Genomic DNA, 12,833 nt, shown 5'->3' on the forward strand with positions numbered 1-12,833 from the left:
GATCAGACCGCCGCCTCGAGGAAGCGCTCGTAACCGTTGGCCTCCAGCTCCTCGGCCAGCTCGGGACCGCCGGACTCGGCGACCTTGCCGGCGACGAACACGTGCACGTGGTCGGGCTTGATGTAGCGCAGGATCCGCGTGTAGTGCGTGATCAGCAGGACGCCCTTGCCCTCGCGCTCACGGAAGCGGTTGACGCCCGCGGAGACGACCTTGAGCGCGTCGATGTCGAGGCCGGAGTCGGTCTCGTCGAGGATCGCGACCTTCGGGTCGAGCAGGTCGAGCTGGGCGATCTCGTGGCGCTTCTTCTCACCACCGGAGAAGCCCTCGTTGACCGAGCGCTGCGAGAAGGAGGCGTCGAGGTTCATCCGCTCCATCGCGCCGTTGACCTCCTTGACCCACGTGCGCAGCTTGGGGGCCTCGCCGTCGATCGCGGTCTTGGCGGTGCGCAGGAAGTTGGCCACCGAGACGCCGGGGACCTCGACGGGGTACTGCATCGCGAGGAACAGGCCGGCGCGGGCGCGCTCGTCGACGGACATCTCGAGGACGTCCTCGCCGTCGAGGGTGACGGTGCCGCCGGTGATCTCGTAGCGCGGGTGGCCCGCGATCGAGTACGCCAGCGTCGACTTGCCGGAGCCGTTGGGGCCCATGATCGCGTGCGTCTCGCCGTCCTTGATGGTCAGCGTGACGCCCTTGAGGATCTCCTTGGGTCCGTCCTCGGTCTGGACCTGGACCTGCAGGTCCTTGATCTCGAGCGTGCTCATGAAGGGGTGACTCCGTTCAGGGTGGTCTCCACGTCGACGTAGACGTCGCCGTCGCGGACTTCGACAGGGAAGGTGGCCACCGGCTCGGTGGCCGGCAGGCAGGTGGGCTTGCCGGTGCGCAGGTCGAAGGTCGACCCGTGCAGCCAGCACTCGATGGTGCAGTCGGCGACCTCGCCCTCGCTCAGCGGGACGGCCGCGTGCGAGCAGAGGTCCTGCAGCGCGTAGACGTCGTCGCCGTCGCGGGCGATCGCCACGTCGTACCGGTCGATCGTGACCCCGAGGGCCTCGTCGGCAGGTACGTCGGCGAGCGCGCAGGCGCGTTCGAAGGTCATGCGAGCTCCAGGTCCGCCAGGACGTGGCGCTGGAGCTCCTCCTCGACCTGCGCCGACAGCTTCTCGGCGAGCTCGGGGACGGTGACCTTGCGGATCAGGTCGTCGAAGAAGCCGCGCACGACCAGCTTGCGGGCCTCGGCCTCGCTGATGCCGCGCGAGCGGAGGTAGAAGAGCTGGTTGTCGTCGAAGCGGCCGACCGCCGACGCGTGGCCGGCGCCCTCGATCTCGCCCGTCTCGATCTCCAGGTTCGGCACCGAGTCGGCCTGGCAGCCGTCGGTGAGCACGAGGTTGCGGTTCTCCTCGTAGGTCTCGATGCCTTCCGCGACCTTGCGGATCAGCACGTTGCCGATCCACACGGTGTGCGCCTTCTCGCCCTGCAGCGCGCCCTTGTAGACGACGTTGGAGGTCGTCTTCGGGGCGTTGTGGTCGACGAACAGCCGGTGCTCGAAGTGCTGGCCGGCGTCGGCGAAGTAGAGCCCGAAGAGCTCGGCCGTGCCGCCGGGGCCGGCGTAGTCGACGTTGGTGCTGGTGCGCACCAGGTCGCCACCGAGGGTGAACTCGAACTGGCGCAGCGTCGCGTCGCGGCCCACGCGGGCGTTGATCTGCTCGGCGTGCACGGCGTCGTCGGCCCAGTCGTTGACGTGGACCAGGTCGAGCTGGGCACCGTCGCCGAGCAGGACCGTGGTGAAGCCGTTGTAGGTCGTGCTGCCGGAGTGCTCGACGAGCACGACGGCGCGCGCGTGGCGGCCGACACGGATCACGACGCGGCCCGCCACGGCCTCCTCGGTCCCGGTCCCGTGCAGCTGCACGCGCACGGGCTCGGTGACGTCGGCCTCGGCGGCGACGTCGAGCAGCACCGCGCTGCCGGCGTTCCTCGCCGCGAGGGCACCGAGCCGGTCGAAGGGCGCCGTGCCGCCGAGGGCGGACGCCTCCTCGAGCGAGAGCTCGCTCAGCGTGACACCGTCGGGCAGCTCGAGCTTGCGCTCGAGCGAACCGGCGGCGGGGGTGTCCTCCAGCAGGCCACGGAGACGCTTGAGCGGGGTGAACCGCCAGATCTCCTCACGACCGGTCGGCGTCGGGTGCGCCTCGAGGTCGTAGGTCGGCTCCGGGTGGAGGTGGGACTCGACGTGCTCCTGCTCCAGGGCGTCGCTGACAACAGCGGCGGTCACCCAACCGCTCCTTCCATCTGCAGTTCGATCAGGCGGTTCAGCTCGAGGGCGTACTCCATGGGGAGCTCCTTCGCGATCGGCTCGACGAAGCCGCGCACGATCATCGCCATCGCCTCGTCCTCCTCCATGCCGCGCGACATGAGGTAGAACAGCTGGTCGTCGGACACCTTCGAGACGGACGCCTCGTGGCCCATCGACACGTCGTCCTCGCGGATGTCGACGTACGGGTAGGTGTCGGACCGGCTGATCTGGTCGACCAGCAGCGCGTCGCACAGCACGTTGGACTTCGAGCCGTGGGCGCCCTCGTTGACCTGGATCAGGCCGCGGTACGACGTCCGGCCGCCGCCGCGGGCGACCGACTTCGACAGGATCGAGCTCGACGTGTTCGGCGCGGCGTGGACCATCTTGGCGCCGGCGTCCTGGTGCTGGCCCTCGCCCGCGAACGCGATCGAGAGGGTCTCGCCCTTGGCGTGCTCGCCCATCAGGTAGACGGCGGGGTACTTCATCGTGACCTTGGAGCCGATGTTGCCGTCGACCCACTCCATCGTCGCGCCGGCCTCGCAGACCGCGCGCTTGGTGACGAGGTTGTAGACGTTGTTCGACCAGTTCTGGATGGTCGTGTAGCGGCAGCGGCCGCCCTTCTTCACGATGATCTCGACGACCGCGGAGTGCAGCGAGTCGGAGCTGTAGATCGGCGCGGTGCAACCCTCGACGTAGTGCACGTAGGCGTCCTCGTCGACGATGATCAGGGTCCGCTCGAACTGGCCCATGTTCTCGGTGTTGATCCGGAAGTAGGCCTGGAGCGGGATGTCGACGTGGACACCCTTGGGCACGTAGATGAACGAGCCGCCCGACCACACCGCGGTGTTCAGCGCGGAGAACTTGTTGTCGCCGACGGGGATGACGGTGCCGAAGTACTCCTTGAAGAGGTCCTCGTGCTCCTTCAGCGCGGTGTCGGTGTCGAGGAAGATCACGCCCTGCTCCTCCAGGTCCTCGCGGATCTGGTGGTAGACGACCTCGGACTCGTACTGCGCGGCGACACCGGCGACCAGGCGCTGCTTCTCCGCCTCCGGGATGCCGAGCTTGTCGTAGGTGTTCTTGATGTCCTCGGGCAGGTCCTCCCAGCTCTGGGCCTGCTTCTCGGTGGACCGCACGAAGTACTTGATGTTGTCGAAGTCGATGTCCGACAGGTCCGAGCCCCACGTGGGCATGGGCTTGCGGTCGAAGAGCTTCAGGCCCTTCAGGCGCAGGTCCAGCATCCAGCCCGGCTCGCTCTTCTTGTCCGAGATGTCGCGGACGACGTCCTCGTTGAGGCCGCGCTTCGCGTTGGCGCCGACGTCGTTCTTGTCGGCCCAGCCGAACTCGTACCGACCGATGCCCTTGAGCTCGGGGTTCAGTTCTTCGATCGAGGTCATGTGGTGACCTGCTCCTTCTTGTTGAGGCCTGCGTCGGGGATGCACGTCGTGCACACCCCGTCACCGTGGGCGATGGTGGCCAGTCGCTGGACATGGGTGCCGAGCACGCGGCTGATCGCCTCGGTCTCGGCCTCGCACAGCTGGGGGAACTCGTGGGCGACGTGGGAGACCGGGCAGTGCTGCTGGCACAGCTGCTCCCCCACGACCGGCAGCTCGCGGACCGTGGCGGCGTACCCCTCGTCGGAGAACACCAGGGCCAGGACCTCAGCCGGCGAGGCCTCGGGGTGCGCGGCGCGCACCTCGGGGAACTTCCTCTCGATGAAGGCGGCCCGTCGCTCGGCGAACGCCTTCACCGCCTCCGACCCGCCGGTCTCGGCCAGGAAGCGAAGAGCCTCCGTCGCGAGGTCGTCGTACTTCTGGTCGAAGGCGTCGCGACCGTGCTCGGTGAGCGCGAACACCTTGGCCGGCCGACCACGTCCGCGCGAACCCACCGGCCGGGGGTCGCGGGCGACGACGGAGCCCTCCGCGACCAGCTGGTCGAGGTGGCGCCGCACGGCCGCCGGGGTCAGCTCGAGGCGCTCGGCGAGGGCCGCCGCGGTGGACGGTCCGTTCTCGAGGATCGACCGGGCGACGCGCTGACGCGTCGGCAGGTCGGTCTCGGTCGCCATTTCCACAACACAAGTGTGCCGATATTGCCGGAGCCCGTTCAAGCAAGGTCACCCTTACCCGAAGCGTCCCGGTGACGCGGCTCACACTCCGGCCCCCGGGCGGGACGTCGTTCGCGGCTCAGGGCCGCCGCGAGGGACGGGTCGCGCGCAGCCAGGCCAGCCCGGCGAAGGGCAGCACGAGGGGCAGGAAGCCGTAGCCCTGCCCGAAGTGCGACCAGACCGTCTTGTCGTGGAACAACCCGTCGTCGAGGTAGCTCCACGTGCCGACCGCGAGCACGCCGACCAGCTCGACGGAGACCGCGGCGGCGGCGACCCGCCACCCGGTGCGCCCGCCGACGAGCAGGCAGGTCGTGGCGCCGAGGTAGATCACCGCGGCGAGCAGCGACAGCCAGTACGGCACCTTGCCCGCGTCGTCGCCGAGCTGGACCGCTGAGCGACCGGTCGCGGCGACCGCGAAGATGCCGTAGACGAAGACCAGGGCCCGGCCCCAGCCCTCCGCGAGCGGGCGGTCCGGGGCGGAGGAGGTCGTCGGCTCAGCCACGGGCGGTCCAGATGTCCCAGAGCCGGGTCTCGAGCCCGGCGACGGTCGCGACGGCGAGCAGCAGGATCGTCGTACCGACCCGGGAGCGCTCGGCGAGCGAGAAGAAGGCGCCGACGACGGGGACCACCGCGACGGTGACCAGGTAGCTCACGAAGACGGTGCCCTCGACGTCGCGGTCGGTCCGGCCGAGCGCCACGCACCCCGCGACGAGCTGCGCGAGCACCGCCAGCTGGAGCACGCCGGCGCCGATGTAGTGCGCGTCCTGCGCCGCCCGGTCACGGACCAGGTCCACCACGAGCAGCAGGGCGACCACGCCGCTGATGGCGAGGATCACGCCGAAGGACCATCCAGTCACGGCCGCCAGCGTAGAGCCGCAGGTCGGGTCCTACACTCGCCGGGTGCCTGTTGGTGGTCCTGCTGTGCTCGTCGACGGGCTCGTGATGCGGTACGGCGACCGCACCGCCGTCGACGGTCTCTCGTTCGAGGTCGAGGCGCACACCGTCACCGCGGTCCTCGGCCCCAACGGCGCCGGGAAGACCACGACCCTCGAGACCTGCGAGGGCTATCGCCGCCCACAGGCCGGCACCGTCCGCGTGCTCGGACTCGACCCGGTCCGCCAGCGACAGGACCTGCTGCCCCGCATCGGGGTCATGCTGCAGGCCGGCGGGGCGTGGAGCGGCGCCCGCGCCGACGAGATGCTGCGCCACTTCGCCCGGCTGCACGCCAACCCGCTCCCGACCGACGTCCTCGTCGAGCGGCTCGCGCTGCACGAGTGCGGCCGCACGCCGTACCGGCGGCTCTCCGGTGGCCAGCAGCAGCGCCTCGGCCTCGCCCTGGCCCTCATCGGGCGTCCCGAGCTGGTCTTCGTCGACGAGCCCACGGCCGGGCTGGACCCGCAGATCCGCCGCGGCGTGTGGGAGCTGCTCGAGGAGCTGCGCGCGGACGGGGTCACGGTCGTGCTCACGACCCACTACCTGGAGGAGGCCGAGCGGCTCGCGGACAAGGTCCACATCCTCGACCAGGGCCGGCTGGTGGCCAGCGGATCGCCGCTCGAGCTCACCCGCGGCGGCACCGTCGCGACGATCCGGCTCGTGGTGACCCAGCCGTTCCCGGCCGGCGCTCCCGAGGCGCTCGCCCGAGCGCTCGGCGACACCACCGAGCTCACCGTCCTCGACCCGCTCAGCCTCCAGGTCTCCGGGCCGGCGGACGGCACGACGCTGGCCACCGTCGCCGCGTGGTGCGCCGACCACGACGTGCTCCCCGAGTCGCTCTCGCTGGGCCAGCGCAATCTCGAGGACGTCTTCCTCGAGCTCACCGGGCGGGAGGACCTGCGATGAGCCCCGACATCGGAGCCCCCGCGGGCTCGGGCACCTTCGCCCCTGCGCCCGGCGCCGCCCCCGTGGCCCGGCAGCTGCTGACCCAGGCCGGGATGGAGGCGCGGCTGATGCTGCGCAACGGTGAGCAGCTGCTGCTCGCCGTCGTCATCCCGGTCATCGTCCTCGTCGGCGCCGTCCGCAGCGCGGACCGCCTCGACCTGGGCATCGACGGCCGCCCGGTCGACGTCCTCACCCCCGGCGTGCTCGCCCTCGCGGTGATGTCGACGGCCTTCACCTCGCTGGCGATCGCCACCGGGTTCGAGCGCAGGTACGGCGTCCTCAAGCGCCTCGGCACCGCTCCCCTCTCGCGCACCACCCTGCTCGGCGGCAAGGTCGCGGCACTCCTGGCCGTCGAGGTCGTGCAGTTCGTCGTGATCGGCGGCGTCGGCCTCGCTCTCGGCTGGGACGGCCCGGACGGTTTCGTCGGCGTGCTCGCCGTGGTGCTCGCGGCCCTGTGCGGGACCGCCGCGTTCGCCTCCCTCGGCATGCTGATCGCCGGCACCCTGCGGGCCGAGGCGACGCTGGCCGCCGCCAACCTCGTCTACCTGCTCCTGCTCGCCGGCGGTGCCGTGATCCTGCCCGTCAGCACGTACGGTGGCCTCGGGGAGGTCGTGCAGTGGCTCCCCTCGGGCGCGCTCGGCGAGGCCATGCGGAGCGCCAGCGACGGCGTCGTGGCCGTCCGCGACCTGCTCGTGCTGGTCGCGTGGGCCGCCGTCGGCTCCGTCCTGACCGCCCGCACCTTCCAGTGGGAGTGACCGTGACCACCTCGACCGAGAGCCGCCTGTCGGGCATCCAGCGCGCCCTGGGCGACCGCCTGGTGCCCCTCGCCTGGGCGAACCTCGTCGCCAACATCGGCATCGTCGTCACCGGCGGTGCCGTCCGCCTCACCGGCTCCGGCCTCGGCTGCCCGACCTGGCCCAAGTGCACCGACGAGTCCTACCTGCCCCACGGTGAGCTCGGCCTGCACGGCGCCATCGAGTTCGGCAACCGGCTGCTGACCTACGTCCTGGTCGCCATCGCCGTCGCCTGCTGGTTCGCAGCCCGCGCCCGCGCAGCCGAGCACCCCCTCGCCGTACGGCTGTCCACGATCATCGCGCTCGGCATCCCCGCCCAGGCGGTGCTGGGCGGCATCACGGTCCTCACCGACCTCAACCCGTGGATCGTCGCCGGGCACCTCCTGGTGTCGATGGCGATCGTCGGCGTCTGCGTCCTGCTGATCGACCACGTCAACGGCCCCACCCGCGCCTCCTCGCCGCTCCCGGTACGCCGCCTGTCCGCCGCCCTGTTCACCGTCGGCTGGGCGGTCCTCTACCTCGGCACCGTCGTCACCGGCTCCGGCCCCCACTCCGGCGACCTCGACTCCCGGCGCACCGGCCTGGACCCGCAGGTCATGTCCCACGTCCACGCCTGGGTGGTCTACCTGCTGGTCGCCCTGACTCTGGTCGTGCTCTGGCAGTCGCGCCGCCTCGGCCTGCTCACCCTCTTCCGCGCCGCCCGCCTCCTGCTCGTCATCGAGCTGCTCCAGGGCGCCATCGGCTTCTGGCAGTACTTCACCGACCTCCCCGAGCTCCTCGTCGGCATCCACATGCTCGGCGCCGGCGCGACCTCGGCGGGGATCACCTGGGTGCTGCTCGCCACCCGCGCCCGCCGCTGAGGGGGCTCGTCGCACCTCCGGGAGCTGCGGGTTGGTCCCAAACCGCAACAATTCGGGGTCGGGCCCTGTAGTTCCTGCCCAATCGTGGGGGTCGGTCTGCTGGGCAGGGTTGGTTTCCGGGCCGGGTGGTGGCGGTACCTCCCGCCAGCTCCTCCGCGGGGCTCGGAGCGGGACCCCACCGCCGGCGTCACTGACTCCGCTGCGTGCGCGGGACCTGGCCCCGACGCCGACGGCACCCCGACATCGCCCCGCGGGGGCCCGGCTCCCGGCACCGCCCCCACCCGGCCACTCCCGGGGTCTGGGGTCTGTCGTTTGGTCCCAAACCGCAGGTTTCCGGGCTCTGGAGCTGTAGTTCCTGCCCGATCGCGGGACATCAGCCGCGAACGCACCCTGGGGCCTGCCGCCAGGCGGAGGCAGGTCCTACGGAAGCCAACTGCGCGCGCGGCAGCGCGCCGCCCTCGACGGGCGACACGCTCGCGCCATCCGATAGGGCTTGCCGCCAGGCGGAGGCAGGTCCTACGGAAGCCAACTGCGCGCGCGGCAGCGCGCCGCCCTCGACAGGCGACACGCTCGCGCAATCGGCTCAGAACAGCAGCGGGTCGATCGCGACGGCCACGAACAGCAGGCTGAGGTAGAGGTTCGAAGCGTGGAAGAGCTTCATCGGCTGCAGCACGCTGAGCTCGTTCGAGTCCTTGGCCCGGCGGTGCAGGGCGTGGGCCTGGGCGAGGAAGATCGCGCCGAGGACGCCGGCGACGACCGGGTAGACGACGCCGGTCTCGGCGACGGGCCACAGCACCAGCGAGGTCGCGACCATCACCCAGCTGTAGACGACGATCTGGAAGGCCACCGAGCGGGCGGGCTTCACGACCGGGAGCATCGGGACGTCGACCTGGGCGTAGTCCTCGCGGTAGCGCAGGGCGAGGGCCCAGGTGTGCGGCGGCGTCCAGAAGAAGACGACGAGGAAGAGCACGATCGGGACCCACGACAGCTCGCCGGTGACGGCGGTCCAGCCGATGAGGGCCGGGAAGCAGCCGGCGATGCCGCCCCAGACGATGTTCTGGGTGGTCCGCCGCTTGAGCAGCATCGTGTAGACGAAGACGTAGAACGCGTTGGCGCTGACCGACAGGACGGCCGAGAGGGTGTTGACCCAGACGGCGAGGATCACGGTCGAGGCGACGCCGAGGACGGTGCCGAACACGAGAGCGGCGGCCGGGGTGACGATGTGGCGCGGCAGCGCCCGGCGCCGGGTACGACGCATCTGCTCGTCGATGTCACGGTCGTAGACGCAGTTGAACACCGAGGCGGAGCCGGCGGAGAGCGTCCCGCCGACGACGGTGGCCAGGACCAGGCCGAGCTCGGGGACGCCGCGCGCTGCGAAGAACATCACCGGGACGGTGGTCAGCAGCAGGAGCTCGATGACCCGGGGCTTGGTGAGCCCGACGTACGCCATGACGACGTCGCGGAAGGTCTTCGGGGTCCCTGCGTCGTCGGCCAGCAGCTCGCGGCTGGTGGGGTCGACGTAGGTCACTACCGTTCCTCGCAGGATGGGGTCGAAGCGTGTCGAGTGTAGCCCCAAGCAGCCCTGTCCGCCGCACCCGGCCAGTGTCGGGTACGACACCGTGCTCGGTAGGCTCGGAGCCATGATCCCGGAGCTGGACTGGACCGACCTCGACCGCAAGGCCGTCGACACCGCACGCGTGCTGGCCATGGACGCCGTGCAGAAGGTCGGGAACGGCCACCCCGGCACCGCGATGAGCCTCGCCCCGGCGGCGTACCTGCTGTTCCAGAAGGTGATGCGCCACGACCCCGCCGACCCGGACTGGATGGCCCGCGACCGCTTCGTGCTGAGCGCCGGCCACAGCTCGATCACGCTGTACACGCAGCTCTACCTCGGCGGCTTCGGGCTGGAGCTCTCGGACCTGCAGACCCTGCGCACCTGGGGCTCGAAGACCCCGGGCCACCCCGAGTTCGGGCACACCGCCGGCGTCGAGGTGACCACCGGGCCGCTCGGCCAGGGCATCTCCAACGCGGTCGGCATGGCGATGGCCGCCCGCCGCGAGCGCGGCCTGCTCGACCCCGAGGCCGGCGACGGCGAGTCGATCTTCGACCACAACATCTACGTCATCGCCTCCGACGGTGACCTCGAGGAGGGCGTGAGCAGCGAGGCGTCGTCCATCGCGGGCACGCAGGAGCTCGGCAACCTCACGGTCATCTACGACGCCAACCGGATCTCGATCGAGGGCGACACCCACATCGCGTTCAACGAGGACGTGGCGAAGCGCTACGAGGCCTACGGCTGGCACGTGCAGACGGTGGACTGGACCGGCACCGACCACTCCGACCTCGCGAACTACGAGGAGGACGTCCCGGCGCTGCACGCCGCGCTGAAGGCGGCCGCCGAGGTCACCGACAAGCCGTCGATGATCGTCCTCAAGACGGTCATCGCCTGGCCGGCCCCGAACGCGCAGAACACCGAGGCCGCCCACGGCTCGGCGCTCGGCGCCGAGGAGGTCGCGGCGACCAAGGAGATCCTCGGGTTCGACCCGGGGAAGGACTTCGAAGTCCCCGAGGACGTGCTGGCGCACACCCGCGGCCTGGTCGAGCGCGGCAAGAAGTGGGCCGCCGAGTGGAACCAGCGGTACGACGCGTGGGCGGCCGCCCACCCCGAGGGCGCCGCGCTGCTCGCCCGGATGAAGGAGCGGGCCCTGCCCGAGGGCCTCGAGGCCGCGCTGCCGACGTTCGAGGCGGACGCCAAGGGCGTGGCCACCCGCGCCGCGTCCGGCAAGGTCATCAACGCGATCGCCCCGGTCATGCCGGAGCTGTGGGGCGGCTCGGCCGACCTCGCCGGCTCGAACAACACGACCATCAAGGACGCGCCGTCCTTCCTGCCGACCGACCGCTCCGTCGAGGAGTGGCAGGGCGACCCCTACCAGGGCCGCGTGATCCACTTCGGCATCCGCGAGCACGGCATGGGCGCGATCATGAACGGCATCGCTGTCCACGGCGGCACCCGCGTCTTCGGCGGCACCTTCCTCACGTTCTCGGACTACATGCGCGGCGCGGTCCGCGTCGCGGCGCTGATGAAGGCGCCGGTCGTCTACGTCTGGACGCACGACTCCATCGGCCTCGGCGAGGACGGCCCGACCCACCAGCCGATCGAGCACCTCTGGGCGCTGCGCGGCATCCCGGGCCTCGACATCGTCCGCCCCGCGGACGCCAACGAGGTCGCGGCAGCGTGGCTCCAGGTGCTGCGCAACACCGACCGCCCGGCCGGCCTGGTCCTGAGCCGCCAGAACGTCCCGGTCTTCCCGCGGGGCACCGACGGCTTCGCCTCCACGGATGACGTCGCCAAGGGTGGGTACGTCCTGCTCGACGCCGAGGGCGGCGAGCCCGACGTCGTCCTGCTGGCCACCGGCTCCGAGGTCCAGCTCGCCGTCACCGCCCGCGAGCAGCTCGCGGCCGAGGGCGTGCAGGCGCGCGTCGTGTCGCTCCCCTGCCTCGAGTGGTTCGAGGAGCAGACCCAGGCCTACCGCGACTCGGTGATCCCGCCGACCGTGAAGGCCCGGGTCTCGGTCGAGGCGGGCAGCCGCACCGGCTGGCGCGAGTATGTCGGCGACGCCGGCCGGATCGTGAGCATCGACCACTACGGTGCGAGCGCCGACGCCGGCACGCTGTTCCGCGAGTTCGGTTTCACCCCCGAGGCAGTCGCCCAGGCCGCCCGGGAGAGCATCAGCGCCGCATCGCTCTGACCACCGTCGGATCGGTGCAGTGACCACCACTCTCACGAGGAGGATCCATGACTGACCGATTGAAGGCGCTCGCCGACGCGGGCGTGTCCATCTGGCTCGACGACCTTTCCAGGGAGCGCATCGAGACCGGCAACCTGGCCGAGCTCGTCGAGGGCTCCTCCGTCGTGGGCGTCACCACCAACCCGACGATCTTCGCCAGCGCGATCGCCGACGGCGAGCGGTACGACGAGCAGGTCCGTGGCCTGGTCGCCGACGGCGCCGACGTGGACAAGGTGATCTTCGAGCTCACCACCGACGACGTGCGCAACGCCTGCGACGTGCTCGCGCCGGTCGCCGAGCGCACGAAGGACGACGGCCGGGTCTCGATCGAGGTCGAGCCCGACCTGGCGAACGACACCGACGCGACGGTCGCGTCCGCGAAGGCGCTGTGGAAGGCGGTCGACCGCCCCAACGCGCTGATCAAGATCCCGGCGACCCTCGAGGGCCTGCCGGCGATCACCGAGGTCATCGGAGCCGGCATCAGCGTCAACGTCACGCTGATCTTCTCGGTCGAGCGCTACCGCGCGGTCATGGACGCCTACCTCGCCGGGCTGGAGAAGGCCCGCGAGGCGGGCCACGACCTGGCGACGATCCGCTCGGTCGCGTCCTTCTTCGTGTCCCGGGTCGACACCGAGATCGACGCCCGGCTGGAGAAGATCGGGACCGACGAGGCCCTCGCACTGCGCGGCAAGGCCGCCGTCGCGAACGCCCGGCTCGCCTACGCAGCGTTCGAGGAGGTCATCGCCTCCGACCGCTGGCAGCAGCTCGCCGCCGCCGGCGCGCACCCCCAGCGCCCGCTGTGGGCGTCGACGGGAGTGAAGAACCCGGACTACCCCGACACCCTCTACGTCACCGACCTCGTCGTGGCCGACACCGTGAACACGATGCCGGAGAAGACGCTGCAGGCCTTCGCCGACCACGGTGAGGTGCGGGGCGACCAGGTGACCGGCAAGGCCGGCGAGGCCCAGGAGGTCTTCGACCAGATCGCGGCCGCCGGCGTTGACCTCGACGACGTCTTCCTCGTGCTCGAGCAGGAGGGCGTCTCCAAGTTCAAGGCGTCGTGGTCCGAGCTCGTCGAGACCGTCAAGGGCCAGATGGCCGCGGTCACGGGACCGGCCGAGGGCTGACC

General features: G+C 71.0%; 13 protein-coding genes. 5 read left to right on the top strand and 8 right to left on the bottom strand.

The annotated features are described in order from the left end of the window. Positions 1-2: 2 nt before the first annotated feature. The 7 genes from sufC to NOCJ54_RS0101635 form a co-directional block, all read right to left on the bottom strand. On the bottom strand, positions 3-761 hold the full coding sequence (gene sufC, locus NOCJ54_RS0101605; protein WP_028654056.1) for a Fe-S cluster assembly ATPase SufC: 759 nt from the start codon (positions 759-761) through the stop codon (positions 3-5). Then, on the bottom strand, positions 758-1,093 hold the full coding sequence (locus NOCJ54_RS0101610) for a non-heme iron oxygenase ferredoxin subunit (RefSeq protein WP_028654057.1): 336 nt from the start codon (positions 1,091-1,093) through the stop codon (positions 758-760). Before NOCJ54_RS0101610 ends, sufC begins: the two co-directional genes overlap by 4 nt. Next, a complete protein-coding gene (gene sufD, locus NOCJ54_RS0101615) occupies positions 1,090-2,262 on the bottom strand; it encodes a Fe-S cluster assembly protein SufD (RefSeq protein ID WP_028654058.1) in 1,173 nt (390 codons plus the stop codon). Before sufD ends, NOCJ54_RS0101610 begins: the two co-directional genes overlap by 4 nt. Continuing rightward, positions 2,259-3,677 (bottom strand): Fe-S cluster assembly protein SufB, encoded by a 1,419-nt coding sequence (gene sufB / locus NOCJ54_RS0101620; protein ID WP_028654059.1) that lies wholly within the window; start codon positions 3,675-3,677, stop codon positions 2,259-2,261. Before sufB ends, sufD begins: the two co-directional genes overlap by 4 nt. Further along, on the bottom strand, positions 3,674-4,345 hold the full coding sequence (locus tag NOCJ54_RS0101625) for a helix-turn-helix transcriptional regulator (RefSeq protein WP_036516495.1): 672 nt from the start codon (positions 4,343-4,345) through the stop codon (positions 3,674-3,676). The genes sufB and NOCJ54_RS0101625 overlap by 4 nt, the downstream gene beginning before the upstream one ends. Before the next feature lie 118 nt (positions 4,346-4,463). Continuing rightward, entirely contained in the window at positions 4,464-4,886 is a 423-nt protein-coding gene (locus NOCJ54_RS0101630) for a hypothetical protein (RefSeq protein WP_028654061.1), read from the bottom strand. Further along, on the bottom strand, positions 4,879-5,241 hold the full coding sequence (locus NOCJ54_RS0101635) for a hypothetical protein (RefSeq protein WP_145725727.1): 363 nt from the start codon (positions 5,239-5,241) through the stop codon (positions 4,879-4,881). The genes NOCJ54_RS0101630 and NOCJ54_RS0101635 overlap by 8 nt, the downstream gene beginning before the upstream one ends. A gap of 43 nt (positions 5,242-5,284) precedes the next feature. Between NOCJ54_RS0101635 and NOCJ54_RS0101640 the strand changes: the two genes are divergently transcribed. From NOCJ54_RS0101640 to NOCJ54_RS0101650, 3 genes are read left to right on the top strand one after another with little or no spacing between them, the layout of a single operon-like run. Continuing rightward, the gene (locus tag NOCJ54_RS0101640) at positions 5,285-6,223 is read left to right on the top strand and encodes an ABC transporter ATP-binding protein (RefSeq protein ID WP_028654063.1); all 939 of its coding nucleotides are present in this window, start codon (positions 5,285-5,287) and stop codon (positions 6,221-6,223) included. Continuing rightward, entirely contained in the window at positions 6,220-7,017 is a 798-nt protein-coding gene (locus tag NOCJ54_RS0101645) for an ABC transporter permease (protein ID WP_036516499.1), read from the top strand. Before NOCJ54_RS0101640 ends, NOCJ54_RS0101645 begins: the two co-directional genes overlap by 4 nt. 2 nt (positions 7,018-7,019) lie before the next feature. Next, positions 7,020-7,916, top strand: coding sequence for a COX15/CtaA family protein (locus NOCJ54_RS0101650; protein ID WP_232221648.1), 897 nt, complete (start codon positions 7,020-7,022; stop codon positions 7,914-7,916). A 583-nt stretch (positions 7,917-8,499) separates the two neighbouring features. Here NOCJ54_RS0101650 and NOCJ54_RS0101655 read toward each other — a convergent pair. Then, positions 8,500-9,414, bottom strand: coding sequence for a heme o synthase (locus NOCJ54_RS0101655; protein ID WP_028654066.1), 915 nt, complete (start codon positions 9,412-9,414; stop codon positions 8,500-8,502). Between the two features lie 142 nt (positions 9,415-9,556). On the opposite strand from NOCJ54_RS0101655, the gene tkt reads away from it, so the two are divergent. Together tkt and tal are read left to right on the top strand one after the other, a co-directional pair. After that, on the top strand, positions 9,557-11,665 hold the full coding sequence (gene tkt / locus NOCJ54_RS0101660) for a transketolase (protein WP_036516504.1): 2,109 nt from the start codon (positions 9,557-9,559) through the stop codon (positions 11,663-11,665). Positions 11,666-11,712: 47 nt separating this feature from the next. Continuing rightward, a complete protein-coding gene (gene tal / locus NOCJ54_RS0101665; protein ID WP_028654068.1) occupies positions 11,713-12,831 on the top strand; it encodes a transaldolase in 1,119 nt (372 codons plus the stop codon). Positions 12,832-12,833 lie beyond the last annotated feature (2 nt).

Source organism: Nocardioides sp. J54 (assembly GCF_000519005.1).
Lineage (GTDB): Bacteria > Actinomycetota > Actinomycetes > Propionibacteriales > Nocardioidaceae > Nocardioides.

Bases quoted from the DNA above. Each gene is read 5' to 3' on its own strand.
- sufC (WP_028654056.1), bottom strand. From the start codon at position 761: ATGAGCACGCTCGAGATCAAGGACCTGCAGGTCCAGGTCCAGACCGAG.
- NOCJ54_RS0101610 (WP_028654057.1), bottom strand. From the start codon at position 1,093: ATGACCTTCGAACGCGCCTGCGCGCTCGCCGACGTACCTGCCGACGAG.
- sufB (WP_028654059.1), bottom strand. From the start codon at position 3,677: ATGACCTCGATCGAAGAACTGAACCCCGAGCTCAAGGGCATCGGTCGG.
- NOCJ54_RS0101625 (WP_036516495.1), bottom strand. From the start codon at position 4,345: ATGGCGACCGAGACCGACCTGCCGACGCGTCAGCGCGTCGCCCGGTCG.
- NOCJ54_RS0101645 (WP_036516499.1), top strand. From the start codon at position 6,220: ATGAGCCCCGACATCGGAGCCCCCGCGGGCTCGGGCACCTTCGCCCCT.
- tkt (WP_036516504.1), top strand. From the start codon at position 9,557: ATGATCCCGGAGCTGGACTGGACCGACCTCGACCGCAAGGCCGTCGAC.
- tal (WP_028654068.1), top strand. From the start codon at position 11,713: ATGACTGACCGATTGAAGGCGCTCGCCGACGCGGGCGTGTCCATCTGG.